This is a genomic window from Limnothrix sp. FACHB-1083, assembly GCF_014696485.1.
Taxonomy (GTDB): domain Bacteria; phylum Cyanobacteriota; class Cyanobacteriia; order CACIAM-69d; family CACIAM-69d; genus CACIAM-69d.
In genome coordinates, this window is record NZ_JACJQD010000015.1 from 35,877 (window position 1) to 62,729 (window position 26,853).

Consider the following 26,853-nt stretch of genomic DNA (forward strand, 5'->3'; position numbering starts at 1 on the left):
TCTAGAGAATTTCAGAGAACTTCAGAAAAATTCAGAAAACCCTAGAGGAGTTTAGAGATAACAAAATGGCAAAATTTTACGAGCAAATCACACCGGAACTGGCCGCTTTTATTGAACAACAGAAGCTGTTTTTCACGGCATCCGCTCCCCAAGAGGGTCGAGTGAATGTGTCGCCCAAGGGGATGGATACTTTTCGCTGTTTTGAACCCAATTTGGTGGGTTATTTGGACGTGACGGGCAGCGGCAACGAAACCGCAGCCCACGTGACGGAAAACGGCCGGTTAACCCTCATGTTTTGCAGCTTTGTAGGCGCACCGTTGATTTTGCGGCTGTATGGCCAGGGGCGCGTGATTCGGCCACGGGATCCCGATTGGCAATCCTGGCTCGATCGATTCGAGGCCCTGCCCGGCACACGCCAAATCATGTTGCTGTCGGTGGAGTCGGTGCAAACCTCCTGTGGGTTTGGGGTTCCGTTGTTTGACTATCAGGGCGATCGCACTCAGTTGGTGGAATGGGCGGAGCGCAAAGGCCCCGACGGTCTGCAAGCCTATTGGCAAGCAAAGAACCAAACCAGCATCGATCGGCTCCCCACCTACCTGCTCAGTGATCAAGTAACCAGTGATCCAGCAAACGAAGCAAACAGTTGAACCGCAACGCGCCCGATCGCTCGCCCCGCCCCTTGAGCAAACCGCTAGCAAACCGCCGCCGGAACCCGAGCGGGCAATCCCCAATCGGCCGGCTCAAAGGCCTGCAAGGAGGGCAAAATGGCATCGGCCTGGGCCACACTCGATCGCTCCAAGGCCGGATCCGGAATCGCAATCACCGACATCCCCGCCGCCCGGGCCGCCTCAATGCCCGCTGGCGCATCCTCAAACACCAAACAGTGGCGCGGGTCGGCCCCCAATTGTCGAGCCGCTTCCCGAAACAGATCCGGCGCGGGCTTGGCCTGGCGCACCCCCGGATCATCACTCAGCACCGTGCAGTGAAACAGGCGAAACCAATCCCGATGAGGTGCGGCCTTCCAACCAAAGGGGCCACGGCTGGAGCTGGTGGCGATCGCCTGGGGAACGCCCGATCGGTGCAGGTGATGGGTCAACTCCACCGCGCCCGGCATCGGTTTAGCCACCGGTTGCCACTGGGCCACCAGCGATCGCCGCTGTTGCAACATTTCCTCGGGACTGATGGGCAACCCCAACCATTCCACCAAAATCGCCGATGACGTGTGGGCATCGCGCCCGGCGATGCGTCCTCGCACCGCTGGATCGTAAGCACAACCGTAGCGATCGGCGATCGCCCGGTTCACCGCTTCATTAATTGATTCCGTATCCAGCAACAAACCGTCGAGATCGTAGATAACGTGGGTGATGCGAGGGCGAGCTACCATGGCGAAATTTCGAGGGGCGCGATTTCGAGGGACTGTCTGAACGGTAGCAAAAATTGCACAATCCCCGGTGATTGCAACCCACTTTCTTGAAGAATCCATGGTGAGCTAATGGCGAGTTAATGGCGAGTTGGCATAGCAATTCGATCGGCCGATTACTGCACCCGAAAACTGGCGATCACCTGTTGTTGCTGTTCCAAGCGATCGCTCAGTCGCCGCCAAATTAATTCACAAAGATCAAAAATCAGCGGATCCACAATTCGGTAATAGGCGCTGGTGCCTTGGGATTGTCGAGCAACCATGCCCGCCTGAGACAAAACTTTTAGATGCTTGGAAGTATTAGCCTGGGTCAGGCCCGTTGCTTCCACAATTTCCGCCACATTTCGGGGCCCCTCCCGCAAGCAGCACAGCACTCGCAATCGATTGCGTTCCGACAAAACCTTGAGATAGTCCGCGACGAATGCCAGTGCGTCTAACTCATGGTCAAGGGTATTAGCCATAGAACTCGATGTCCAAGCGAAGGGAAAAGGAGAGTTGCAGAGGGGTGCCATGGATGCAGAATCAGGGCTTGGCCGAGGGCAGCAGCGGACAGGGCAGGAGAGATCTCCGCAGGATGTAATGATGCTGATCCCCTTGAGAAGGCAACTCTACCCCATTGGATGGCTCAATTGTCCCTGAAGGAAAGTATTGGGCAAAATCAAGGCGATCGAGCATTCTGGTGGTAACCCGATTCCAGTGAAGCTGGGTGACGACTGGCCCCCCAGACTAACGGAGCTGGGGAAAAAATGGGGGCGATCGGGTGGCAAATTCAAAATATGAGTATATAGTTATATTAATCCAGCAAGCATAGAGAAACCAAGCACTGATCTTGGGTCATCTTGGATTATCTGCCGCCGCTTGCTCCTGCAATTTGCCTCCTAGTTTGCCCAACACCCTTAACTTAGGAACTGCCCTATGTTGTTTCGGCAATTGTTCGATCGGGAAACGAGCACCTACAGTTACCTGATCGCCGATCGGGACAGTCGCCAAGCGGTCTTGGTGGACTCGGTTTTGGAACAGGTCGATCGAGACTACAAACTGATTCAGGAACTGGGCTTGACCCTGGTGGCTTGCCTAGAAACCCATGTCCACGCGGATCATGTGACCGGGGCCGGTCGGTTACGCGATTTGACCAATTGCCAAGGAATTGTCCCCATGGGGGCCAAGGTCGCCTGCGCCGATCGCGAGTTGGACGATGGCGAAGTGTTTTGGGTTGGCTCAGTGCCCATTCAAGCGATCGCCACCCTGGGCCACACGGACAGCCACCTAGCCTATTTGGTGAATCAAACCCATTTGCTCACAGGCGATTCCCTGCTCATTCGCGGCTGTGGTCGCACGGACTTCCAAAGCGGCAATGCCGAACAGCTCTATCAGGTGGTGACCGAAGTGCTGTTCGCGCTACCGGATGAAACCTTGGTTTACCCGGGCCATGACTATCGCGGCTGTTCGGTTTCCACGATCGGGGAAGAAAAACGCTGCAATCCTCGGTTTGTGGGGCACGATCGCGCAACCTTCGTGACCCTGATGCAAAATTTGGGGCTGCCGAATCCCCAAAAGATGGCGGAAGCCGTGCCCGCCAATCAACAATGTGGGCAACTGGTGACGGACTGAACGCGCTGTTCACCTTGGAGGCCCTGAGTTTTCCTCCTTTTTCTCCCTGTTTCCAAAATCTTCCCAGGATTTAGATCAATGGCCCCTGTTCAACCTGAAGTCAATTCCCCGTCTACTCAACCGCCCGCAACCCAACCTCAACCGATGACGGTCGATGATTTTGTCCGGACAACTGAGCCGATGCCTGTGGGGCCGGTGCGCCAGCGGGTTTCCGTCACTGAGCTTCAGGCTTGGTTGGCCACCAATCGGGCGATCGTGGTGGATGTGCGCGAGCCGGGAGAATTTGCCGGGGAACGCATTCCCGGGGCGCTGTCGATGCCCATGAGCAAGTTGGATTTGCAGGCAGTGCCGGTTTCTCAGCCCGATCGCTGGGTGGTGCTCTATTGCCAAACGGGAAATCGATCGACCGAAGTGGCCCATCAATTGGTGCAAGCGGGCCGCACGCCAGCGATCGACCTGATCGGTGGTCTTCAGGCTTGGAAGGCGGCGGGTTTGGAAGTTTTGGTCGATCGCCGGGCCCCGATCAGCTTGATGCGACAGGTGCAAATCGTGGCCGGTTCCTTGGTGTTCACGGGCACGGTGCTGGGCGCGTTGGTTTCCCCCTGGTTCTTGCTGTTGAGCGGGTTCGTGGGCGCTGGGCTGATGTTCGCGGGCATCACCAACACCTGCGCTTTGGCCATGCTGCTGGCGAAGTTGCCCTATAACCAGCGTTCTGCCTAGGCAACAAGCAGCGAAACTGCACGACAACAGACCTCAAAAACAAGCTTCAGAAACAAGCTTCAGAAACAAGCTTCAGAATCTGTCAATTGCCAAGCGAAATGGATCAACTCCGATCGCCCATGCAATTGGCCGGCTTTGTAGTGGCTTTCCAAGATTCTCAGTCGATCGATTAATCGCGATTGATTGGGATCGCAATCAACCAATTAAGGGTCACTTCTTAAGGGTTAATCAACGGTTTATGGATAGTTTGATCTGGGCGATCGGCCATGGCTTAGCGGTGGTGATTGGCATTGCCCTAGGGCTGTTGGGCGGGGGCGGCTCGGTGTTGGCCCTGCCAATTTTGACCTCGGTGATGGGCGTGCCGGTGAAACCCGCGATCGCCATGACGTTGGCCATTGTGGGAACCGTGAGCCTGTTGGGAGTCATTCCCCATTGGCGGGCGGGGCGGGTGCGCTGGCGGGTGGCGGCAATTTTTGGGCTGTCCACGGCGATCGGGGCCTTTGGGGGCGCTAAGTTGGCTACCCAACCTTGGGTTACGCCACCCATTCAAATGATGTTGTTTGTGGGCATGATGCTGTTGGCAGCGATCGCCACGATTCGTCGCAGCAGCACACCAGCCCCGACGGATCGATCGCCAGAGTCGGCCCTGGCAGCCTATCCCCAGCCCGTTTGTCGCTATTGCTGGCTGTGGCTGCTAACGGAGGGCATCGGCGTGGGAATGCTAACCGGGCTGGTGGGTGTGGGGGGCGGTTTTGCGATCGTGCCAGCGTTGGTGCTGTTGGGCAATGTCCCGATGAAACAGGCGATCGGCACGTCCCTGGTGATTATTGCGGCTAACTCGATCGCGGGTTTGGCAGGCTACGCGGGCCATGTGGCGATCGATTGGCCCCTGACCGTTTCGTTCACGGGGGCGGCGGCCCTGGGAACGTTGCCCGGAGCCTATCTATCAAAATGGGTGCCCGCCGATCGCTTACAGCGCTGGTTTGGTTATTTTCTGCTGGCGATCGCCTCGCTGGTGTTCTTGCAAAATTACCGAACCTTACTGGGGCCAAGTCCCCAAACCCAGCAACCACTAACCCGCCCCCTGTCGCAACTGAATCGTTCCCATCACCCCCAACCGGCCAGCCGACAGACGTTCGCCCGATCGGCTCGCCTCCGGTCATGAAACCGCCCATTCATCGGCATGGGGGCGCGATCGCCCTGTCCAGTGCTATTGACTGGCCCTACAACAACCCATCCATCAAAACCAAAATGCGGCGGCCTTCATCCGTCAGGGTTTGGCCGTCGGGGGTGGCGTTGGGATGTTCTGCCAACCCTTTAAGCGCAATCAGTTTCAAGCTATTTTCTGCCTCCGTTTGGGCGATCGCCTCCGCCCCAGCCAAATAGCCGATCGCCCCCACATCCCCCATTAGGGCCCGCCGCAACTGTAAATCGGGCCCCCGCAGGGCGGTCACCAGTCGCTCGCCCCATTGGTCATCCCCCGTGAGCTGATACAGGGCCCGCACGGCCGCGTATTGCACTTTGGGCACGGAATGTTCCGTGAAGGGGCGAATCACGTCGATCGCCCCCTGAGCCTGCAAATTCCCCAAGGCTTCCAGCACCGCATCGTAGGGCTGCACCAAGTGGGGCTGGCCCGGCGCAACCACCGCCGCCGCCACGCCGCCATCCAACAGGGCCAACAAACCGGGAACAGCGCGATCGTCCGCTAACTGCCCAAGGGATTGGGCCGCCGCCTCCCGCACGTAATAATCGGGCGAAGTGAGCGATCGAATCAGGGCCGGAACCGCCGAGCGATCGGCCAATTTCCCCAAAGCCCGCGCCGCGTTGCGCTGAAGCGGCAAGCCTCCCGCTTCCGTGCGATCGCCCTCGTAATCCAAGGCTTCAATCAGCGCCTCAATCACATCCGGCTGCGAAACCCGAAACCGCCCCACCCACCAAGCCGCGTAATAGCGCAAGCTGGCATCTTCACTACGCAAATTGGCGATCGCCTCTTCCAAGGTCAACGACTTTGCCGAAATTTCCCCATCCACAGCCACAATCCCCACCCAACTCAACAGCAGCGAAATCCAGCCCCCAAGGGACTACTTTCCGGGCAAATCTTTGAGAATGAATTCCCGCGAACCATTGTCCCACAAAGGATTGAGCAAACGTTGAGGCTCCATGAGTCCAGGGCGATTTGGGGGGAAATTACGGCAGGCCAGCGGGGCAGCAGGGGCAGCAGTAAGAGTTTTTACTCATGGATTCGTAACGAAACGTTGCAGTAAACAAAAAATTGCGTTAAATTTTCTATAGAGCAACTTGACACCAGGACGCTCGCCCAACTCGACTTCTATCTATTCGCTCGAAACCCCTTTTTGGAGGTCTTCAACCATGACTGAGCAAAAGGCTAAATACGGCTTCACTGCCTTCGCCGAAACCTGGAACGGTCGTCTGGCAATGCTGGGCTTCGTGATCGGTATCGCTACGGAATTCATCACCGGCCAAGGCATCCTGTCGCAACTGGGCCTGCTGTAGTTGGCTCGATCGAGTCTCAGCCTGGTTCCCTCGGCAAGATTCTTGGTTCAAAACCGCCGACGCATCATCGATGTCATGATCTAGCCGCTCGGGCGATCATCATCGATAGTCAACGGCAAGCATCCGTAAACCCTTGATTGGGTTTGATTCAGTAATCAAAAACCGCACGGTTTCCACAAGCCGCTGCGGTTTTTGCCATTTCAGCCCTGAGTTGCCGATCTTGAACCCCTCCGGCCTTAAATTTCCTTCAATACAGCCTTTACCTAGAATCATTGGCACGCCATATTGCAGATGCCATGAAGCAACAGTTTGGTGGGCAGTGCCCACCCTACGGGCGACTTGCCCCCTTCGGCCTTAAATTTCCTTCAATATCTTGGGTTTGTATCCTGGGTTTATTTTTGCAGTATGAGTTTTTGGTATTCACTGCGGTAGTGGCTCTCGATATCAGTTTCGATCGCCTGGCCACAGTCCCTCGCAAAAGCAAGATGCTAAGATTGCGCCAAACTTCCAGGCTGCTGCTTGAAATTTGACCCTTTTGGCTGATTTTGGGCAGCTTGCTCGATCGCTCCGCCACCAACCCCAATTCTGTTTCCACATCAGCGATCGCTAGAGATCCCGTGATTATGCTGTCGAATCCGCGCAAGGTACTGCGTTACTGTTTGCTGGTGTTAGCGGCGGCACTCTTGATTGCGGTGGGTGCATCTACTTCCGATGGAGTTTTGCCGCCCGATGGCCGGGCCGAAGCAGCCCTGAAATACGCCAAGACCGCTGATCCAACTCAGCAAATTGGGTTGCCCGGGTTTGCAATTTCTAATTATTTAGCCACGGGATCCCTGTCGCGACGGGACTATGAAGATCGCCCGACCGATCGCCCGGTGGATACGATCGTGATTCACCACACGGCCCTGAGTGGGCGACGGCTCTCGATCGCCCAAGTGGCGCGATCATGGCAAAACGACCCGGCCGAAGTCAGCGCCCATTTTATTGTGGGGATGCGCGGCGACATTTTAATGACTGTGCCACCCAGCAAAACGGCCTTTCACATCCTGAAGCAAGCAGCTTATCCCGATCCGCAAACCAACCGCCCGGTGAATTGGATCAATATGCGATCGATCGGGATTGAGTTTCACTACGACCCAGACAGCGAACGCCCCAGCCGTGAGCAAATTGTGGCCGGTGGGCGCTTAATTGGGGCCTTGCTGAATGCCTATCCCGATTTGGACGTGGCGCGAATCGTTGGCCATGGGATCCAAAACTTTTCGGAAGGAGGGCGCAGCCGGGCCCTGAGCGAGCCAACCTATCTGTTTTTGATGCCGAATGCCCAGGTTGCGCCCAATTTCTTGATTTTGCTGAACAGTGCGGCTGAAATTTCGCCCCGATTGGCCAGCGAGATCGAACAAGCAGGCGGCGTGAGGCAACTGGCCACCCAACTTCAACAGCGGACGATCGCGGGGCAGCGCCTAACCTTTGAAATGGAAACTACCTGGAAACAGGATTCCAACATGCCCATTTCCCCGATCGGGCCCCAAACAGCGATCGCGGAAGCAACCCGACTGGCACGCGAGCTAACCGGAACCGCCAGCGAACCGCCCAAGCCCACGCCGGAACCGCCGCCCCTGCTGGATCTCACGCCGCGCTTGTTCCTGGATTCTGACTTTGAGCCGAATAGCCCAACCCAGTAGCCAGCCTCAACCTTGGGCAGACGAGCTTAGGGAAACAAACCGCTCAACAACAACTGATTCAAAGGCAATCAAAAAGGGGTACAGAGTGGAATGTACCCCTTTGTCTTCAATGTTTCCAAACCCTCAGAATCCGGTTTCCCGAGAATTTGAGAATTTGGGACATTGAATATTGAGTTTTGAAGAGGGCGAACGATGGGACTTGAACCCACGAATGGCGGAACCACAATCCGCTGCCTTAACCCCTTGGCTACGCTCGCCACTGTAGTGGGTTATTATAACAACTTTGTGCTGAAAAGCATACCCGCTATAGACAAATTTCTTGGGAGCCTGATTTTGGCGGGGGCGATCGCACCGACAACGGCCGCTCGATAGGATGGAAGCCAAGGGCCAAGATCATCCAGATTGACGGATCGAATTCAAAAGCGGAATTCAAGATCGGTGGCCGTCGAATTGTTCTTCAAGGTGGCGGATGTGAAAGCGATTGTGGTGGTTAGCGGTGTGATTGTGGCGATCGGGGCGGGTCTGGCCGTCACCAATCCCAACCCCGATCGCTATGCGGATTTTGCTGCGGACTACATCAGTCGAGAGGTGCAGGAGGGCACTTGCCAGGAGGCTCCCGGCTTTTTGCAGACGGCTTGCCAAGGAACCGTGGGCCAACTGCGGCCCGCCATTCGCCAGGTGGTTTTGCAAAATACTGATCGCCAGAATTTTTGGCTCTTCAGTCTGTACCGCACCGAGCTGAGCCTTCAGGAGTTAGTTCCTGCCCCCTTTGGCGACAAGCTCCCCAGCTACGAGGCTGAAAGCTTGGCGATCGGGACGCGCATTTTGCCCTATCGCACCGAAACCCGCAAACCTTGATCGCATCGATCATTCAAACTTTGAACCCATTGAACCTTTGAACCATTAGCCATTGGGCATCAGTCGCTGGATATCTATCACCCATTGGGTATCAACCATTGGGGGGCTGTTGCAGTGTGGCCATCAAACACAGCAGCAGCGCTTCAGTCCATTCCACGATCGCCCCGTAGGTGTCGCCCGTTTGGCCGCCCAATTGCCGGTTAAACCAAGCACCCGTCAGCAGGGCGATCGCCCCGCCTCCCAAGGCCAACCCCACCGCTGGCAACCAACTGCCCGGAAACAACACCCCATACAGCGCACTGAAACTGAGGGCCAGCACCCAACCGGGCAACAAATTCCAGGGCGATCGAATCGCATCCTTGTGCATTCGCCCCTTCCCCCTGGGTCGTAGGTAGGGATAAGACAAAATGGCCACCACCTGCCCCCAGCGGGCCCAGGCCGCCACCGCCGCAATCACCAGCCAGCGGGCTTGCGCCAAATCCGCCAGGGCCACCGTTTTTAACAACAGAATTGCGGCCGCAGCCATGGCCCCAAAGGCTCCGGTGGTGCTGTCGGCCATCACGGTTAAACGGCGTTGGGGATCTTGCACCGCCAGCCCATCGGCCGTGTCGATCGCCCCATCGAGGTGCAACCCTCCCGTCAAAGCCAGCCACCCCAACACCGCGATCGCACTGCGCGTCAGAATTGGTACTCCAACCCAGCCCAACACACCATCTCCCAACCCCACCAACAGCCCCAAAAACGCCCCAATCAACGGCGCAAGGCGAGCAATGCCCCGAAAGTCCAAGGATCCTTGCCAGGGAACAGGCAACACCGTATAAAACGCCAACCCCGCCAGCAGGTGCAAGCCTGCCGATCGCCAGGGCTGCCACCAGGGGTCACGGGGCGATCGGGGCGGTGATGGCTTAGAAGAAGACTTGGGCACAGGGTTAGACGCAGGGTTAGACGAAGAATTAGCTGCCGATTTAGCCGATCGTCGGGGTTCCGTCATAGGGAGCAATCTCCATTCATTTCAACTCCGCTGCGGCTCTGGGAGCCAACTTTGAGCCATCGACAGTCAGGCTGGGGAGTGGGGCCATTTCCCCGGTTCGTCCATCAGGTTACGCGCTCGGTAAGTGGTAAGGGCCCGTTGGTAGTTGTTACCCTGGAAATTACTGAGTGTTTTTGCCCCTTTCTCTCTCCGTAGAACTACGGTTCCATTTTGATTGAAACTGTCGAAATGGATGAATCATCATTCCGATTTGGTTTGAGATTGGGTTCGATCGGTTCCAATCGCTTTCGATGGGCTTTCGATCAGTGCGGGTCACATATTTCTTTGGGGGGGCATCATTCTTGGGCATCAATTTTGCTGCTGCTTCTCGCGGGAGAGCAATGCTGAGATCGGCCCATCGATCGGTTCAATCATCCTGATTTTTTGCCAGTTGGCGATCGCTCTCGATCTGAGTTAATCTCAAGCCAACAACTTCAGTAATTTTCTCAGCGCACAAGTGAAGACCTTCCGATAAGATCGAGCAAGATATCTTTAGGCGTGCGCCTCAGCTTGGGTTGTCATGAACAAACGTCCATCTACAACGCAATTACCGGCTCCCTGCATTGTCGATCGTGGCATCATTGCCAACAAGCAGGATATGCAAAAACTGCTCGCTGGGCTGAATCGGGTGCGCTACACGCATATCCAGGACGGCACAACCACGAGCACCGGAGAAGGTCTCGTCCTTGATGTCTTTGCCGATGAGCATCAGGCAACGTTGGTTGCGAACCGAACGCTCTACCTGAATGTTTGTAGCTTTGACTATTTAGAAATTGGCCAAACAACGGATTTGGAACCCTATTTCTATTTAGTTCAAGACCGTAGACAACTACAGCTCTATCCCCTATCGAATCCGTTGCAAGAGCAGCGATCAACGGACTTTGACGATGCGGCCCTTGATGCTGTCTTCGATCGAGTCTTGCTGCGAAACTTTGAAGCGGTTGATGACGATGAAGAGCGTTTTTATCTGTAAGGTTGATCCATCAAGAAGATCAGCCTTTCAGTAAACGCTTTTGCACCGATTGTCGATTTTTTTCGAACTACGTCTTCATCATGTCTTCATAATTGATGAGCCTCCAACCCACTGACCGATTGAGTTAGTGTGCGAGCCATGGCCTCGGAGCGTCAATCGCTTCACGACCAACGTCTCCGAGTTGAGCCGCTCAATTGTTGAATCAGAGCACCAATCCCCGGGACGAGGGGGGCTTTTGTCCCGGGCTTGGTAGCCTGCCCACAAAATGGACTGGTAACGAGCTGGCCGCAAAATGGGCTGGTTGGGTTTTAGGGGTCGCCGGTCGTGAGGCCGAATCGATAGCCCTTGCCATAGACACTGTGAATCACTGGGGGTTCGCCCACGGCTTCGATCTTGCGTCGCAGCAGGCGAATTTGGGCCGCCAGGGCATTGCTGCTGGGGCGATCGCCCGTGGGCCACAAATGGCCATAGATCTGGTCATGGGTCAGCACTTGCCCCGGATGGCGCATCAGGTATTCCAATAGACAGGTTTCCTTGTCAGAGAGTTCAATGAGCCGATCTCCCCGATAGGCCAACTGGTTATCGCAATCGAGGCCGAGATCCTGCCACTGCAATCGGCCGGGGCGATCGGTTCCCGTGGGGGTTTCTGGGGCCTCGTCCGGGGTGCTTCGGGGCCGTCGCAACAGGGCCCGCACCCGCGCCAGCAACTCCCGCAACTCAAAGGGTTTCACCAGGTAGTCATCGGCTCCGGCATCCAACCCCGCCACCCGATCGTCGATCGTGTCCTTCGCCGTCAAAAACAACACCGGCACACCCTGACCCATTTGGCGCAGGCGTTGGCAAATTTCCACCCCGCTGATTTCTGGCAACATCCAATCCAAAATCAGCAAATCGTAGGTGTTTTGGCTGGCCAGTTGATAGCCCGCTTGCCCATCACTGGCCACATCAACGCTGTAGCCCTCGCGGGTCAAAAGCCGACTGAGCGGATCGGCCAACGCTTGCTCATCGTCCACCAGCAAAATTGTGGCAATTTCCGCCTTCGGATCGCTGGTTGGGGGCATGGGGGTGATGCGTTCCATGGTTGTTGCCAGTTAATGCTTGCCAGTTGATACTTGCCGATTAATACTTGCCGATTAATACTTGCCAGTTAATGCTCGATTAATACTTGCCAGTTGAAAATCACTGCCTGAAGAAGGCCAGTGGCCAACGCTTGCTAGGTTAATCGGCTCTGCCAGGTTGCTGCCTTCCTGAAAAACGTGCTAGCTTGAATGGCAATCAGGCCTAGTCCGCCATTTAACGTGAAACAGCGGGCATTCAGCCTTCGGGCAATGTCCAAGTTTTAGCAGTTGGCTCAAGGTGATTGAGGCCCTTTGAATAAAGCAGGAGGTGATGCCCATGGGTAGTAGCAGTAGTATGTCTCAGGGTTTTCAAGTTGGAGGATACTGGCTGTGTACCGGGCTGGTTGCCTAGGTAAGCCCTCCCTCTTCAAAAAGGGTCACGTCACTCGACGGGGCGGTTAAAGCTTTCGCAATACCCGGCAGTTGAGTTTCAAGTTGATAACCCGCTAGACCGCTCCTATCCGTTGTTTCGGGTAGGAGCGGATAGTTTTTGGGGGGTTTGAGCGTGTTTTTTGAGCGTGTTTTGATGGAAGGCTGCGGGGCGATCGCGCTGGGCGGATTCCCAGTTGCCTTGGATTCTTGCGTTGTTGAGGTTGAGCTTGAGATTTAGTTTGAAGTTGAGCGTTTGGGGTTTAGCGTTTGGGGTTGAGCATTTGAGGTTTAGCTGTCGCGGCGATCGCGCATGAGCCAAAAGCCCGCAAAGCGCTCCTCATCGGGGTTCGTTTGCACCGCCAGAAAATGCACTCCTTGGGCCCCTTGCTTTTGGGCTTCAAAGGTTTGTCCCTCGGCTTTTTGGGCCGCATTGGGCAAGGTTGAGAGCACCCAAGCATCACCAATGCCGGTTTCCAAAATCACCCGATCGGGAAATTCCTCTCGATCGCTCGACAGGCTGGAAGGCTTCACCTGTTGTTCAATCCGCACAAAACCCATTTCCAAACCCGACATCCAAGCGGAGATGGCCATGGCCCGAGGCGAAAAAATCAGCAACCCGGGAATTGGCGTATCGGGCGCTAGGTTGACCATGGACAAGGGAAACGCCTCACCAAAGTCGATCGCCCATTCATGCAGCTCGCCAAAGGCCGACGCTTCCAGGGAAACAAAGGCCCACTTTTGCCCCAACAGCGCATCGGGCAAGGGCTGGGCGGCCGGTGGCGGCATAAACACGCCTGCCGTTTGGGCAGTGGCTTGGTAGCCCGGTTCTTGGGGATAGACCGTTTCGAGCCGATCGGCAATCCAATCCTTGATGGCGTGGGTGCGGTGGCTGAGGGCACAGGGCAACTCCGCATCCTGGCAGGCTTTGACGATCATGTTCTTCATGGCCTGCCGGAAAAAACGAATCCGGCTGGGGGCCTGGCCTGCTTTGACGATCGCCTCTTCGATCGCCTGCATCAGGGTCACGGAATTGACCTCGCTGTTGGAGCAATATTTGCTGTAGCGAAACAGGGATTGCCAATCGGCCCGCGAGTCAGTGGGACTCTCACAAATCAAGATTTCCCAAACCTTTTTTTGGTCTGCATCTAAAATCGGACGCGAGTAAAAATCCAGTTCCCAGATAACGGCCATTGCTAAAAAATTTGCCGGACGGCTAAGTTGAGGCTTGCGGTTGGTCAGCGACCCGGGCAGAAGCTGGGCGATCGGGCGATCGGCCCCATGCCAAACCCCAGGACACCAAAATTCCAAACCGTCTCAACTGTACCGTTCCGTTGAAACGGGCGATCGCTCAAAAACCGGTGAAATCATCCCTTGCGGCATGGGCTGAACCCAGGACAACAGCCCTAACCGTTGACTAACCCTTCACGCCACTGCCCGTTTCGCTGGGCACAATGTAGTTTTGCATCACCAAAAAGAAAGCCAAAATTGGGGCGATCGAAATGACCGAACCCGCCGCAATCAAGCGCCAATCTAGGGAAAACGTGCCCGACAACCGCGCCACCCCCAGCGGCAATGTGTAGTAATTCGGGTCATCCAAAATCAGCAGCGGCCAGAGAAAATCGCTCCAAGCCCCAATAAACACAAAAATTGCCAGGGTAATCAGCGCCGGCCGCACCGATGGCAACATCACATGCCACCAAATTCCCAACTCAGAACAGCCATCAATTCGGGCCGCTTCTTCCAAATCCTTCGGCACGCCCATGAAGGCCTGGCGCATCAAGAAAATGCCAAAGGCCGAGGCGATCGCCGGGAAAATTAAGCCAATAAAACTATTTCGTAGCCCTAAATTCACCGCCAAAATATAGAGCGGAATCATCACAATTTGGAAGGGAATGGCAATGGTGGCCACGATCGCGCTAAAAATCCATTCCCGTCCCTTAAACGACAACCGCGCCAAGGGATAGGCCGCCAAGGAACAGATCAATAAGTTCAACGCCACGGTTAACCCTGCCACCAGGGTGCTGTTGAGCAAATATTGCGCAAAGGGGGCGCTCGTCCAGGCTTTGACAAAATTTTCCAAGGTCGGCGCGGCGGGAATCAGCCGAGGCGGAAAGGAAAAAATATCTTCCGTGGGCGACTTCAAAGATGTGCCCATCAGCCAGAGCAAGGGCAACAACATCACCAGGGCGATCGCCCCCAAAAGCACATATTGAGCCAGGGTTTTCCAGGGAGATGCTTTGGAACCGAAAGTCTGGTGAGTGGTTTGATCAATTTCCATGCGCGGTTGCCCCCAGTTAATCCAGTTGGCGGCCTGTCAGCTCCACAAAGATATCCTCTAGGTTCGATGGACGCACCATCAACCCGGTTTTTACCGCCTGGGAATCTAGATATTGATTCGCTTCCAAAAGGGTGGGGAAGAATTTGTAATCCCAGCGATCGGCCGTTTGTTTCATGACCAATCCTTCCCCATGTTTGGTGCGCAAATCTTGCAGCGTTCCTAGCTCAATCAGTTGGCCCGCGTCCATGATGCCGATGCGATCGCACAGATACTCCACTTCGTCCATGTAGTGCGTCGTCAGCAGCATCGTCATGCCACCGCGATTGAGGTCGCGAATAATTTCCCACAGTCGGCGGCGCGTTTGCGGATCTAACCCCACCGTTGGCTCATCCAAAAATAAAATTTCCGGCTCATGCAACAGGGCGCGGGCAATTTGCAACCGACGCTTCATCCCGCCCGACAGGGTTTTCACGAGACTATCGCGGCGATCGCCCAGTTCCACATAGTCCAACCAGCGATCGATCCGCCCTTGGCGCTCTTTAGCGGGAATGTGGTGCAGCCGGCCGTGGAATTCCAAATTTTCCCAAACGGTTAAATCGCCATCCACGCTGGTTTGTTGCAACACCACGCCAATTTGTTGCCGCACCTGTTGCATTTGGCGAGCCACATCAAACCCAGCCACCTGAATTTGTCCAGCCGTGGGGCGAGTGAGGGTGGTGATCATCCGAATGGTGGTGGACTTGCCCGCGCCGTTGGGGCCCAGCAGCCCAAACATTTCTCCCGCTTGAATCTCAAAGCTGAGATCGTTCACCACGGGGCGATCGCCATAGATTTTTTGTACGTTTTGCAGGGAAACCGCCGCGCCCATTGTTTTCTTGCCTGTGAATTGCCCAGCCTGTAACAGCTTTGTAACACTGGCTTCTACTGTACCTGTTTGGGTTAAACAACGGTTTCCAAATTCCACAGGCGGCGGCTCCCATTAACGCCAATTAACGCGCCAACTAACGCCCATTAATCCGTATCCTGATCCGCCGCCGGGTCATAGAGCACCACGTTTTCCTGTTCGTTGGGATCATTGCGGGCCACCAACGCCTGGGCCGGTTCGCTGGTGCTGAGGTTGTGGGGCTGGTGGGGAACGCCAGCGGGAATGAAAATAAAGTCGCCCGCCTCGTGGATGATCGATTGTTTCAGCCCTTTGCCATAGCGAGTTTCAACCCGTCCTTGGAGCAGATAAATCGCTGTTTCATAGTCCCGATGGAAGTGGGGTTCGGCTGCCCCCCCGGGCGGAATAATCACCAGGTTCAGGGAAATGCCTCGAGATCCTGCGGTGGCTTCTGAAATGCCCACAAAGTAGGGCAATCGCTGGCGCGTGAGGGTTTCCGCGTCGGGGCGAACGGTCACAATTTCACCGTCAATGGCTTGATCGACCGGTTCCGGTTGCGTGGGCTGAGCCACCGAATCGCGTTGATCGGGCATAGGGGCCGATGGTGACGACTCGATCGAGGCAGTAACGGGCATCCCTGATTGATCCATGGTTCCGAAGCCGGCTCGGCCGGTTTGAACGGGTTGAGTGTGAACGGGTTGAGTGTGAACGGGTTGAGTGTGAACGGGTTGAGTGTGAACGGGTTGAGCGAGACCAGTCCAGCAAATTCAGCGCGATCGACAGTGGCTAGTGGCTAAGTTGAGGGACGATCGGGCGCGGGGCGATCGGGGGTGGAGGATTCCAAACGCCACAGATTCCACCAACTGGCCCCAAAGGGAACCAACCGCTGACCCCGCTTCTCGATCGCTTTAGGCAGTTTCTTGCCGGGAACGAGCACAAAGGTATTGGGGCGATCGGGCCAGTTCAAGTTTTGAATGCTGGGAGCTAACCAAAAGGTGATGTTACGAGCCTTCAGGCGATCGCTGGCATAACTCAAAGACAGGGCCGAGGAAGAATAGCCAGGAACCGCTGTCATCACGATTAACGGGCGATCGACCTCTTTCAAGGCCTTGGCAACTTCCACCCAACCCGGCCCACCCTTGTTCCACCAGGATAATTGCCAGGAGCGGGCTTTTGCCGCATTCAAATTAGCCACGACCAACAAAATCGCCAAGCTACTCGCAACAAGTTGAGGCATCCAACGCCAACGGCGGAGATAGAACCACAGAGGTTGGGGCAATGCCTGATCAGGCTCGGGGGGAATCCGATCGCAAAGCGTGGCAATCCAATCGGCTAAGGCCACTTGCACACCAATGATCAGCGGCAATTGATAGCGAATGATGGTGGCCATGGCGCGATCCATCACGATGGCTGGCAACCAAAGCAACAGGAAAAACGGGGCAATGGTGCTAAAGACAAATCGCTTCACCATTGGTTCGCTCGATCGCCCACAATGCACCAGCGCCCCCACAGACAACACCAAGACCCCTAGTCGAATTGAATCCACAACCCTGGAAACTGGGATCCAAATATTCGGCTGGTTATCCCACAGGGTGGCCGCAAACACACGCATGGCAGACCAACGCTGCATCCCGGGTTGGTAGGTTTGATTCAACCAGTCCAGAGATATCACAGCCCCCTCTCGCACTTGAAACAGTGTCCATAGCCAAGGGGACATGGCCAAAAGGGTTCCACTCGCCGCGATCGCCCAAGGGATAACCCGTCGCCAATGCCGATCGCCCGATCGCCACCACCAAACCCCAACCCAAAGGCCATGGCCCAGCAACACCAACCCCCCAAGCAAGTGGCTGTACCAATTGAGGGTGAGGGTGATGCCATACAGCAACCAGTGAACTCCAGTGGACTTTTGCGCAGAATTACGCAGCGATCGGGCTAAAAATCCACTGGAAAGCACCACAAAAACCAGCCAAATGGCATATTCTCGCGCCTCTTGGGCATAGAGAATTTGTAGCGGTGACAGGGCCACCAACACCGTGCCAATCCAAGGCAAACTGGGGCGATCGCTCAATTGGCGTAAGAACCAAAACACACTGGGCAACAACGCAACTCCGATCAGAGCCGTCACCGTGCGGAGGCTGACAATGTTGTTCCCAAACCAGTGGGCCCAACCTCGGGCTAGCAAGTAATAGAGGGGTGGGTGATGGGCATTGGCAGCAGCCAAAGACTGAACCGTATCCCAAGCCGTTTTGCCCGGTTTTGCAGCAAGACTGCGCCAGAGATCGGCCATGACCTGCTCGCGGCCTCCCCATTGTTGAAGGAGTTCAGGATCCGTCTGGTTCGCAATATGCCGCAGGGTCGAAAATTCGTCGTACCAAGGGAGGAACTGTCCTAGATGAGAAAATCGCAGCAAGCAACCAATGGTGATTAGTCCGATCGACCCCCAAACTAGCCAACGTGGTGCTCGTGCGTTTGGATCAGCCATGTTTTTGTCAATTTTTCGCCATTTTCCTGGTTATAGCCCATGACGCATGGAACCAATTCGTATCAGTTCAGTGCGAAAGATCTACACAAGAAATCTGCGTTGTTCGCTCTAGAAAAGCGATCGGCGGTGGCTAGTGGCTAAGTTGAGGGGCGATCGGGCGCGGGGCGATCGGGCGGGGCGGATTGCAATCGCCACAAATTCCACCAACTAGTTCCGAAGGGAGTCAACCGCTGACCCCGCTGCTCGATCGCCTGGCGGAGATCGGGGGATGGACTAAACAAAAAGGTGTTGGGGCGATCGGGCCAGTTCAAGCCTTGGAAACTGGGAGCCAGCCAAACGGTAACACCGCGAGATTTCAAGCGATCGCTGGCGTGGCTCAAGGCCAAAGCAGAAAGGGAATACCCAGGGATATCGGTCATCACCAACAGGGGGCGATCAATTTCTTTCAGGGCTTTGGCAATTTCGACAGAAACGGTTCCCCCCTTGCTCCACCAGGACAATTGCCAGGAGCGTGCTCTGGCGGCGTTCAGGTTAGCAACCAGTAGCAAAATCGCCAACAGCGCCGCAAAACAGTGGGGCATCCAGCGCCAGCGGAATAAATAGAACGATAGGGGCTGGGGCCATTCTTGGACAGGCTTTGGGGTAATTTGCTCGCAGGTCGTGACAATCCAGTTGGCCAACACCACTTGCATTCCCAAGAGCAAGGGAAACTGGTAGCGAATGATGGAAGCCATCGTTCGATCCATCACAATCGCAGGCAGCCAGACCAGCAAGAGGAACGGGGCCACTGCACTGAGAACAAACCCCTTGAGCAAGGGTTCTCCCGATCGCCAACATCCCACCAAGGCCACAATCATCCACAGGGTCACCAGCAGGCAGGGAACATCGGTCGTCGTCGGGAAGGAAGCCCAAAGATTCGGTTGGTTATCCCACAGGGTGGCGGCAAAGGCCCGCAGGGCTGCCCAACGGTGAATTCCTGGGGGGCCCGCCTGACTGAGCCAGGCCAGGGAGGCGGCTGATTGGGTTTGGACTCGATAAAGCACCCAAATCCAAGGAGAAATGGCCAGCAGGGTGCCAACGGCGGCGATCGCCCAAGGGATTGCCCGTCGCCAGTTCCGATCGCCCGATCGCCACAGCCAAACCCCAACCCAAAGGCCATGGCCCAGCAGCACGAATCCCCCCAGCAAATGGCTATACCAATTCAGGGTGAGGGTAATTCCATACAGCAACCAGTGGGGCCAAGTGGAATGACGCAGCGATCGGGCTAAAAATCCGCTGGACAGCACAAAAAAAATCAGCCAGATCACATATTCCCTCGCCTCCTGGGCATAGAGAATTTGCAAGGGAGACAGGGCCACCAACACCGTGCCCACCCAAGGCAGGCTGGGACGCTGGCTCAGTTGCCGCAGGAGCCAAAAAACACTGGCCAGCAGGATCACCCCCATGATCGCCGTGGCGGTGCGGAGGCTGACGATCGTGTTGCCAAACCAGTCGGCCCAGACGCGCACAAACAGGTAATACAGGGGCGGGTGATGGGCATCGTGATTGGCGAGGGATGTGACCATATCCCAGGTGGTCTTTTGGGGTTTTGTCGATAGGCTGTGCCATAGGTCGGCCAAAACCTGTTCGCGCCCCTGCCACAGTTGGGTGAGATCCAATTCCGATTGGACGGCGATGTGCTGCAATGTCGCCAGTTCGTCATACCAAGGCAGGAACTGGCCTAAACCGGAAAATCGCAGCAGGCAGCCAATGGTGATTAGCCCAATCGATCCCCAAACCAACCAACGTGGTGCTCGCATTGCTCGATCGGTCATGGTTTCTGGGTCGTGGTTTCTGGGTCGTGGCGTTGTCGATGTCTCGCCAGTTTTCTGGTTATAGCTCATGGCCTTTGGGCCCCAAGCCTTGCCAGTCGGGCGCTAAAAGTCCGGGTCGTCGGCTAGGGTTTGCAGGTGCTGCAAGAACTGCAACAGTTCCCGATCGGTCAGTTGGGCCCGGGTGCGCTTACCAAAGGCCATTTGTAAATATTCCACGCCCTGTTGCTTGTTCCAGCCCAAACGCTTCATCAACACGTCTGTTTGGGCGATCGCGTCGGATAAGTCCGTGGGTGCGGGCGCGGGCGCAGGGGCCGGCGTGGGCACAGGGATAGGGGTGGGCGCAGGCGGGCTGGCGGCACGGCGCGATCGCTTGGGGGCAGGAGCCGGGGCTGGCTCTGGTTCCGGCTCTGGGGGCCATTCTGGTTCCATGGTCGGCAAGGGGTCGCTCGCCCCATGCTCAACCTCGTAGAGATCCTCGTAGCCGGGCGATGTGGATTCCAGGGTTGGATCCAGGGTTGGATCCATGCCCGATCGACCATCAAATCGATCGGGCGATCGATCATCAAATCGGTCACTAACCACATCAACCATCGGCGCGGCCAGGGGAGCCGGAATCGGGGTCGAGATGGGGGCTGCAATCGGGGTTACCACCGACAGAGCGGCCGGAAGCTGATAAGTGGGGGTGCTGCTGATCAGTTGGGCCTGCCCCCGATCGGCCGGTTCCAAAAACAAACCTACCGCTTCCAAGGCCCGCAACCGGGCCCGATCTTCGGCTTCCTCCAGTTGCTCCGAAGCGCCAAACCCCGTGGCCAACACCGTGCCTTCCAGGGTGACGGCCGCCCGCACAATAAACTTTCCCTGATTCACTTCAATGATTTCGGATGTGAGGCTGCCGTTGGGATAACGGGCACGGAATTCGGCAAACATGGCACAAACCGATCTCGGTTAGGTGGGCGGGCTGAGCAAACGGGGGGATGGCGGCGATCGTGCGGCTAGGGTAACCCGCGTGTCAATGATTGACAAGGTGCACGCCACGCTCTAGCGTAGATGGGCCCGAGCGCAGCCGCTCCCTCCAGTGTGTTCCTGCATTGATTTGGTGTTTGGAGTGTCTTTGGACGAGGGTTCCCATCGACCACCCCCTCCCAATGCCACAACGCTGCAACTTCGATCTTGCCGGTTCAAGATCTTGCAGCACCCAATGCGGAACCCTTCCGGCCCTAGCTCGAGTGACGCTTGTGGATTTCCCGCCCGATCGATGCGACGGGCCCCGACCAGCAACGCTCCAGAGGCATAGGGATCGTCGTCAGTACGGTTAATGTTCATGGCATTCAACAATGCTGTTCGCAGCACTGTGATGGCTGTCGCTCGCGCCTCATTCGCCCCATCCCATTCTCTGTGCCCGGAGGTTGACGCGCTTCATGGAATTTTCGATCGCTTCCCTACTCGCGAGCTTTACCTCAGAAAAGTCGCTCACGCCAAAGGTTCTTGAACAAAAGTTGGGCACTCGCGAAGGACGCGGCAATCGCCAGCTTCAGATTGCCCTGGACGCACTGGAAAAGTTGGGGATTTTGAATAAGGAGCGCGGTCGCTATCGCCGGTTGGAACAGGAGGGCATGTTTGAGGCCAAGCTGCGTTGCTCCAGTAAGGGGTTTTGCTTTGCCATTCAGGATGACGACGACGCGGAAGATGTCTATGTGCGGGAATGTCACCTGAATCATGCCTGGAATGGCGATCGGGTTTTGGTGAAGGTGATCAAAGAGGGCGGCGGTCGCAGTCGGCGGCGCAGTCCCGAGGGCCATGTGGAGCTGGTGCTCGATCGGGCCAATTCGTCCCTGTTGGCCCGGGTGGAAAAGGGCGAGGACGGGATTTTTCGGGCAGCTCCTTTGGACGATCGATTGCTGTTCCGGGTGGAACTGGACACCAGCGGGGTGGACTTGGACGCGATCGTCAACTACCTGGTGAGCGTGGAAATTGTCCGTTACCCGATCGGGCAGTTGCCGCCCTTGGGCCGCGTGATCAAGGTGTTGGGGGCCGATGCGGACGCGGCGGCTCCGGCCGACATTGTGGTCTGTAAGTATGGGCTACATGAAAGCTTCCCGGAGGAGGTTTTGGCGGCGGCGGCGGCGTTACCAGCTCCGGCGGACAGCTTGAAGGCGAGCGCCATTCAAGGACGGTTGGATTTGCGATCGCTGCTGACGGTGGCAACGGTGACCGCCACGGCCGGAGAGCTGCCCCCGGTGATCGATCGCGCCATTACCTTGGAAACCAACCCGGCGGGCCATATGCGGTTGGGGCTGCATGTGCCCGATGTGGCTTACTATGTGGAACCGGATTCACCGCTCGATCGCGAAGCCCGGCGACGGGGTGTGGCAGCCGACTTGGGGGCCCAATGGTTGCCGCTGTTCCCGGCGGATCTTTACGCACGCCATGGTTCCTTGGGTCTAGGGTGCGATCGCCTGGCCACTTCCGTGCTGCTGACCTTTAATGATCAAGGTGAATTACTGGAGTTTGAAATTCATCCCAGCGTGGTGCGGGCCGATGCCACCCTGACGGAAGCCCAGCTCGATGCGTTCTTGGACGGCAACCAGGCGGATCCGGAGTTGCCCCAAGCCCCCGCGATCGGGGATTTGTTGACCCAACTGAAAACCCTGGCGGCGGCCCTGCGGGGACAGCGGCTCAGCCGAGGCGGGTTTGATCTGAGCGGTTACCGAGGGCTAACCTCGTTCGATCGCGAGGATGTGCCCGGTGCGCCGATCGCCCCGATCGGGATTGCCCCCACGGCCCGTGTCCTGTTAGCGGAAGTGACGATCGCCGCCAATGCCGTGGTGGCCAGCCATCTGCAAGCCCTGCAAGTGCCCACGCTCTACCGAGTGCAAGCGGCCCCCAGTCCCGGGGATGTGCAAGAAACCCTGCGGTTGGCCGGCAACCTGGGCTTGGAGCTGACCCTGGAGCAGCCGGATCAGGTGACCCCCCGCGATGTGCAACAGTGGCTGCAACAGGCCACCGACGGCGACACCCGCAAAATCCTGAATCGTCTGTTGGTGGAAGCCCTGAAGCCAGCCGCCTACAGCCACGAACCCCGCTCCCACTTTGGTTTGGCCCTGCCGGTTTACACCACCCTCAATGCGCCCACCCGCCATTACGGAGACCTGTTGGTGCAACGGAGCCTGAACACCCTCTTTGCCAAGGGGCGCGATCGACGCACGGCCCGCAGCAAAGAAGGCGTGAATTTGCACCACAGTTCTTGCCATGGGGCGATCGGCTGGAACCTGTTGCCCACGGAAGATCAACAAGAGTTGGAAGCCTCGATCACCAGCGCGGCCTGGCTGCTGAGCGATCGGGAACGATTGATCCAAGAAGCCGCCGCCGACAGCCACGGCCTCCGCAAAACCGCCGCCATGCGGGCCCGAATTGGCGAAACCTTCAGCGGCCCGATCGTGGGCGTACAGTCCTACGGCTTCTTTGTGGAGCTAGAGGCCTTGGGCATTGAAGGGCTGGTGCACGTGTCCTCCCTGAAGGACGACTGGTACGAGTATCGATCGCGCCAGCAAATGTTGATTGGTCGCAAGAGCCGCCGCCAATACGCCCTCGGGGGCCGTGTGGAAGTGGAAGTGCGCGGCGTGGACTACTACCGCCAACAGATTGATTTGGTGGCCGTCAGTGGCGGGGCCGAGTCCAACTTTGATGCGCTGGTGGACGATGAGGACGAAGCCGATGATGCGGATCTGACCTTTGGCTACGGGGCTGAGGAGCCGGAAGAATCGGATCTTGTGGATCTCCGCGAGCCGGACGATTTGGAAGCGCCCCTCGACGAGTTCGACGACGACTAGATCCGCTGCCTATCCTAGAAGGAGCGATCGCCCCGGTGATCGCTCCTTTTGCTTGGGAACTGGTTCCTGAACGTTGGTTCCTGAACATTGGGAATCGGGAACTAGAAATCGGGCCATTCAGAAGTCAAGAGCAAGCCATGAAACGTCGTCAGTGGTTATGGCAAGGATCCCTCGCGCTGGGCGGGGCCCTTGGGGGTTGGGCTGGATTTGGCGATCGCCCCGTTCGGGCTGCCACCCGTTGGAGCTATGACGGCCCCACCGGCCCCAACCACTGGAGCGAACTGGATCCTGCCTTTGCGGCCTGTGGCCTCGGTCAGCGCCAATCCCCGATCGATCTGGCTGCCCAGAAACAGCTTGGGCCCGTGGATTTGCGGCTAGATTACCAATCCGTACCCCTCACGGCTCGCAACACGGGGCGATCGATCTTTGTGGACTGCCCGCCCGGCACTTGCACCTTGCATCTGGGCGATCGACCCCATGACCTCTTGCAATTCCACTTTCACCACCCCAGCGAGCATCACCGCGCCGGTCGCACCTTTCCCGCAGAGGTACATTTTGTCCACCGCGATCGGGCCGGATCCCTGTTGGTGTTGGGCCTTTGGTTAACGGCCGCGCCAACCCAGGCCGCCGCTTCCCAGCTCGATCGAGCCGCCCCCCAACTGTTGCAAGACTTATTAGCCCGCGCGCCGATCGCCCTCGGAACCAGCCTCGATCGTGCTTGGCAAGGGAACCCCGCCAACCTGTTGCCCCCCATCCCCCGATCGCTCTACCACTACCAAGGCTCCCTCACCACGCCCCCCTGTTCCGAAGGGGTGACTTGGTTGCTGTTTCCAGAACCCCAGGCGATCGCCCCCGCCCTGCTCACCGAGTTGCAAACCCGATTGGGAACCAACGCCCGCCCCCTCCAGGCCCAGCTTGCCACCCCCAAAGCCTAGGCCGAACGTTCTAGCGTTGGGAATTCGCCGACTCCTGCGCGGGTGAATCCGCCAAATTGATTTGCTGAATTGGAATTTGGATCGTGAAAGTTGTGCCCTGGCCGTATTGCGATCGGAAACTGAGTTTCCCTCGATGTTTTTCCGTAATGATTTGATAGCTAATGGCCAGTCCCATTCCAGTTCCTTTACCTACATCCTTAGTAGTAAAGAAAGGATTGAAAATTTTGCCCTGAATCAGTAGCGGAATCCCGATTCCATTATCAGAAATTTCAATTGCAATCCATTGGCTATCCAGAACAAAGGTACTAATTTCAATTGTCCCAAAATAGGTGGAACTGCTAGGCATAATAATTTTCGAGTCTGCTTTTTTAACAGCTTCCCCGATCGCATCGATCGCATTTTCTAAAATACTCATTAACGCTTGATTTAGATATCGAGGATAACATTCAACTAAAGGCAATTGACCATAATTTTTGGAAATAGAAATTGATTGTAGCTTGGCTTTTAGTTGGTAATTTAAGATTTTGAGAATTCCATCAATATCCTCATGTACACTGATGGTTTTTAGCTCAGATTCATCAATTCGCGAGAAATTTCGTAAATCTAAAACGATTTGCCGAATGCGGTGAGTCCCCGTTCGCATCGAATTGATGATTTTTTGAGAGTCCTCTTTCAAAAATTCTAAATCAATGGTTTCGGTGAGTGATGGAATCACCGCAGCCGTTTTCAAGTCCTGGGGTTGATGAATCTCTAAGGCTTGAATTAGCGTTTGTAAATATTCTTCTAAATACTCCAAATTTCCATGAATAAAGTTCACGGGATTATTAATTTCATGGGCAACCCCAGCCACAAGCTGCACCAAACCCGACATTTTTTCAGACTGCACTAGATCGCATTGGGTTTGCTGAAGCCGCTCGATCGTGGCTTGTAACTTTTGATTAGCTGCATTCAGAGCTTGCGTTCGTTGGGCAACCCGTTTTTCGAGTTCTGTGTTCATCCGTTGCAGCAATTGCTCAGCCTGGTGGCGATCGGTCACGTCCGTTAAAGATCCTGAAAATTCACCATCAGCGCCACGGGGCTGAATCGTAATTTCTAACCAAACTGTCTTCTGAGTATGATCTCGAAAGTGAAGCTCCTGTCGCAAAGTGGCGGAATGATCTAAGTTAGCCATCATCGTTTGCCAGCCCGCTTGCTCAGTTTCATCCATAAACTGGGCCAGGGATTTGCCTAAGCACAAATCAATCGGAAAGCCGAGAATCTTCGTCCAAGCTGGATTTAAAAAGGTAATTTGACCCAAATGATCAACCTTAAAAACAATTTCACTCAGGTTTTCCACTAGGGTTCGATAGCGGCGCTCTGATTCCGCAAGTCTTTCAATGAGTCGGTATTGAATTTGGGTGTTTAGCTCATCACTTTTACTAAAATCAGTCATTATCCTGTTTTACCTAAGAGGATGTCTGAAAAGCCCAAATGGATACTCTGCAAGCTCCAGTCACCGGCAAACACAGAATGCGCAAGCTCCTTTGCCAACTGCTAGCCCCTAGCTCGGTATCTCAAAACACTTTTCAGACATCCGCCAAAGACTCAAGAAAAGACTCAGCGGAAATTACATTGGCATAAAGGGGAAACACATTTTCTAAGTAAAATTCCTGCTCAAATTGGGTTCTGGCACAGGTGCAATCGGCCAAAACTGACACGCGATAGCCCTTTTCGTGGGCCGCCCGACCGGTGGAGTCAATGCAAACGGAAGTGACCGCACCGGCCAGCACAACATGGGTGATTTGATGTTTTTGGAGCAGCTCATGCAACGAGGTTCCCGTGAAGGCATTTAAACCCCGCTTTCCGGGCACAACCCAAATTTGATCGTGAAAGGGCAGGAGGGCCTCAACCATTTCCGCACCTTTTTGCCCTGCTTGGAAGGCCCCCACGTCGCGGACGGTTTTAAGGATACCAACGGGATCCAGCAATTCCTCATAGGTGGGGGTGAAAAAAATTGGGGTTGCAATGGTGGGGACTCCATGGGCGATCGCCCCGCGCACCACTTGCACCGTACTGTCCAGGATGCGATCGACTGGAACAGCCTGGTCAATCACAGACCGCAGGATCCCATCGGCAGCAAAGTAGTCGTTTTGGAACCCAATCAAGATCAGGGCAACTGAACAGGACATAACAAGCTTGGCTATTGGTCTTCTGTTCAGTTTTACGATCTCAATCTTAAGAGAGCAAGCAAATTAGCCTACCCGACTTCTTCACAATCGATGTTATTGAATGGTGCTCAGAACCGTTGCTTTTAAAGCGACTTAGATTGATGAATTTGATCTGAGAAATGATGA

Annotated in this window: 24 protein-coding genes and 1 tRNA gene; 10 read left to right on the forward strand and 15 right to left on the reverse strand. The window is 55.9% G+C overall.

The features are described 5' to 3' along the window. Window positions 1–65: 65 nt before the first annotated feature. Window positions 66–647: a pyridoxamine 5'-phosphate oxidase family protein gene (locus H6F46_RS16565; protein ID WP_190355867.1), complete on the forward strand. Its 582-nt coding sequence runs from the start codon at window positions 66–68 to the stop codon at window positions 645–647. Between the two features lie 44 nt (window positions 648–691). On the opposite strand, the gene H6F46_RS16570 is transcribed toward H6F46_RS16565, so the two are convergent. Next, window positions 692–1,384, reverse strand: coding sequence for an HAD-IA family hydrolase (locus H6F46_RS16570; RefSeq protein ID WP_190355866.1), 693 nt, complete (start codon window positions 1,382–1,384; stop codon window positions 692–694). Window positions 1,385–1,536: 152 nt separating this feature from the next. Beyond that, window positions 1,537–1,881 carry a metalloregulator ArsR/SmtB family transcription factor gene (locus tag H6F46_RS16575; RefSeq protein WP_099531646.1) on the reverse strand — a complete coding sequence of 115 codons (345 nt, stop codon included), beginning with the start codon at window positions 1,879–1,881 and terminating at the stop codon, window positions 1,537–1,539. Between the two features lie 454 nt (window positions 1,882–2,335). On the opposite strand from H6F46_RS16575, the gene H6F46_RS16580 reads away from it, so the two are divergent. From H6F46_RS16580 to H6F46_RS16590, 3 genes are all read left to right on the forward strand, one after another. Then, a complete protein-coding gene (locus H6F46_RS16580) occupies window positions 2,336–3,031 on the forward strand; it encodes an MBL fold metallo-hydrolase (protein ID WP_190355865.1) in 696 nt (231 codons plus the stop codon). A gap of 144 nt (window positions 3,032–3,175) precedes the next feature. Then, a complete protein-coding gene (locus tag H6F46_RS16585) occupies window positions 3,176–3,751 on the forward strand; it encodes a rhodanese-like domain-containing protein (protein WP_234406454.1) in 576 nt (191 codons plus the stop codon). Between the two features lie 247 nt (window positions 3,752–3,998). Beyond that, on the forward strand, window positions 3,999–4,916 hold the full coding sequence (locus H6F46_RS16590) for a sulfite exporter TauE/SafE family protein (RefSeq protein ID WP_190355891.1): 918 nt from the start codon (window positions 3,999–4,001) through the stop codon (window positions 4,914–4,916). 58 nt (window positions 4,917–4,974) lie between these two features. On the opposite strand, the gene H6F46_RS16595 is transcribed toward H6F46_RS16590, so the two are convergent. Further along, the gene (locus H6F46_RS16595; RefSeq protein ID WP_190355864.1) at window positions 4,975–5,796 is read right to left on the reverse strand and encodes a HEAT repeat domain-containing protein; all 822 of its coding nucleotides are present in this window, start codon (window positions 5,794–5,796) and stop codon (window positions 4,975–4,977) included. Between the two features lie 325 nt (window positions 5,797–6,121). Between H6F46_RS16595 and H6F46_RS16600 the strand changes: the two genes are divergently transcribed. Both H6F46_RS16600 and H6F46_RS16610 read left to right on the forward strand, forming a co-directional pair. Then, the gene (locus H6F46_RS16600) at window positions 6,122–6,265 is read left to right on the forward strand and encodes a chlorophyll a/b-binding protein (protein WP_099531648.1); all 144 of its coding nucleotides are present in this window, start codon (window positions 6,122–6,124) and stop codon (window positions 6,263–6,265) included. A 545-nt stretch (window positions 6,266–6,810) separates the two neighbouring features. Continuing rightward, entirely contained in the window at window positions 6,811–7,947 is a 1,137-nt protein-coding gene (locus tag H6F46_RS16610) for an N-acetylmuramoyl-L-alanine amidase (RefSeq protein WP_190405022.1), read from the forward strand. 184 nt (window positions 7,948–8,131) lie between these two features. Here H6F46_RS16610 and H6F46_RS16615 read toward each other — a convergent pair. After that, window positions 8,132–8,204: transfer RNA gene (locus H6F46_RS16615), tRNA-His, on the reverse strand. Between the two features lie 181 nt (window positions 8,205–8,385). Between H6F46_RS16615 and H6F46_RS16620 the strand changes: the two genes are divergently transcribed. Next, entirely contained in the window at window positions 8,386–8,805 is a 420-nt protein-coding gene (locus H6F46_RS16620; RefSeq protein ID WP_190355861.1) for a DUF4359 domain-containing protein, read from the forward strand. A gap of 91 nt (window positions 8,806–8,896) precedes the next feature. On the opposite strand, the gene cobS is transcribed toward H6F46_RS16620, so the two are convergent. Continuing rightward, window positions 8,897–9,796, reverse strand: coding sequence for an adenosylcobinamide-GDP ribazoletransferase (gene cobS, locus H6F46_RS16625; protein ID WP_190355860.1), 900 nt, complete (start codon window positions 9,794–9,796; stop codon window positions 8,897–8,899). 559 nt (window positions 9,797–10,355) lie between these two features. On the opposite strand from cobS, the gene H6F46_RS16630 reads away from it, so the two are divergent. Then, entirely contained in the window at window positions 10,356–10,808 is a 453-nt protein-coding gene (locus H6F46_RS16630; RefSeq protein WP_099531653.1) for a hypothetical protein, read from the forward strand. Window positions 10,809–11,116: 308 nt separating this feature from the next. On the opposite strand, the gene H6F46_RS16635 is transcribed toward H6F46_RS16630, so the two are convergent. The 8 genes from H6F46_RS16635 to H6F46_RS19720 all read right to left on the reverse strand — a co-directional run bounded on the left by H6F46_RS16635 (window position 11,117) and on the right by H6F46_RS19720 (window position 20,682). Beyond that, window positions 11,117–11,887 carry a response regulator transcription factor gene (locus H6F46_RS16635; RefSeq protein WP_242028009.1) on the reverse strand — a complete coding sequence of 257 codons (771 nt, stop codon included), beginning with the start codon at window positions 11,885–11,887 and terminating at the stop codon, window positions 11,117–11,119. Between the two features lie 699 nt (window positions 11,888–12,586). Next, a complete protein-coding gene (locus H6F46_RS16640; RefSeq protein WP_099531654.1) occupies window positions 12,587–13,489 on the reverse strand; it encodes a Tab2/Atab2 family RNA-binding protein in 903 nt (300 codons plus the stop codon). A gap of 223 nt (window positions 13,490–13,712) precedes the next feature. Continuing rightward, window positions 13,713–14,576: a carbohydrate ABC transporter permease gene (locus H6F46_RS16645; protein ID WP_190355859.1), complete on the reverse strand. Its 864-nt coding sequence runs from the start codon at window positions 14,574–14,576 to the stop codon at window positions 13,713–13,715. Window positions 14,577–14,592: 16 nt separating this feature from the next. Beyond that, window positions 14,593–15,444: a heme ABC exporter ATP-binding protein CcmA gene (gene ccmA / locus H6F46_RS16650; protein WP_190355889.1), complete on the reverse strand. Its 852-nt coding sequence runs from the start codon at window positions 15,442–15,444 to the stop codon at window positions 14,593–14,595. Between the two features lie 143 nt (window positions 15,445–15,587). Next, the gene (locus H6F46_RS16655) at window positions 15,588–16,052 is read right to left on the reverse strand and encodes a cupin domain-containing protein (RefSeq protein ID WP_190355858.1); all 465 of its coding nucleotides are present in this window, start codon (window positions 16,050–16,052) and stop codon (window positions 15,588–15,590) included. Between the two features lie 200 nt (window positions 16,053–16,252). Continuing rightward, entirely contained in the window at window positions 16,253–17,746 is a 1,494-nt protein-coding gene (locus H6F46_RS16665; RefSeq protein WP_190355857.1) for a glycosyltransferase family 39 protein, read from the reverse strand. A 332-nt stretch (window positions 17,747–18,078) separates the two neighbouring features. Next, window positions 18,079–19,755 (reverse strand): glycosyltransferase family 39 protein, encoded by a 1,677-nt coding sequence (locus H6F46_RS16670; RefSeq protein WP_190355856.1) that lies wholly within the window; start codon window positions 19,753–19,755, stop codon window positions 18,079–18,081. Window positions 19,756–19,857: 102 nt separating this feature from the next. After that, entirely contained in the window at window positions 19,858–20,682 is an 825-nt protein-coding gene (locus tag H6F46_RS19720; protein WP_190355855.1) for a hypothetical protein, read from the reverse strand. Between the two features lie 491 nt (window positions 20,683–21,173). Here H6F46_RS19720 and H6F46_RS16680 point away from each other — a divergent pair, with 491 nt between their 5' ends. Further along, on the forward strand, window positions 21,174–23,585 hold the full coding sequence (locus H6F46_RS16680; protein ID WP_190355854.1) for a ribonuclease R family protein: 2,412 nt from the start codon (window positions 21,174–21,176) through the stop codon (window positions 23,583–23,585). A gap of 35 nt (window positions 23,586–23,620) precedes the next feature. Then, the gene (locus H6F46_RS16685) at window positions 23,621–24,520 is read left to right on the forward strand and encodes a carbonic anhydrase (protein ID WP_190355853.1); all 900 of its coding nucleotides are present in this window, start codon (window positions 23,621–23,623) and stop codon (window positions 24,518–24,520) included. A 10-nt stretch (window positions 24,521–24,530) separates the two neighbouring features. Here H6F46_RS16685 and H6F46_RS16690 read toward each other — a convergent pair whose 3' ends face one another. Next, window positions 24,531–25,952, reverse strand: a complete 1,422-nt coding sequence (locus tag H6F46_RS16690) for an ATP-binding protein (RefSeq protein ID WP_190355852.1) — start codon at window positions 25,950–25,952, stop codon at window positions 24,531–24,533. A gap of 133 nt (window positions 25,953–26,085) precedes the next feature. Then, window positions 26,086–26,688, reverse strand: coding sequence for a cysteine hydrolase family protein (locus H6F46_RS16695; protein ID WP_190355851.1), 603 nt, complete (start codon window positions 26,686–26,688; stop codon window positions 26,086–26,088). Window positions 26,689–26,853: the final 165 nt, after the last annotated feature.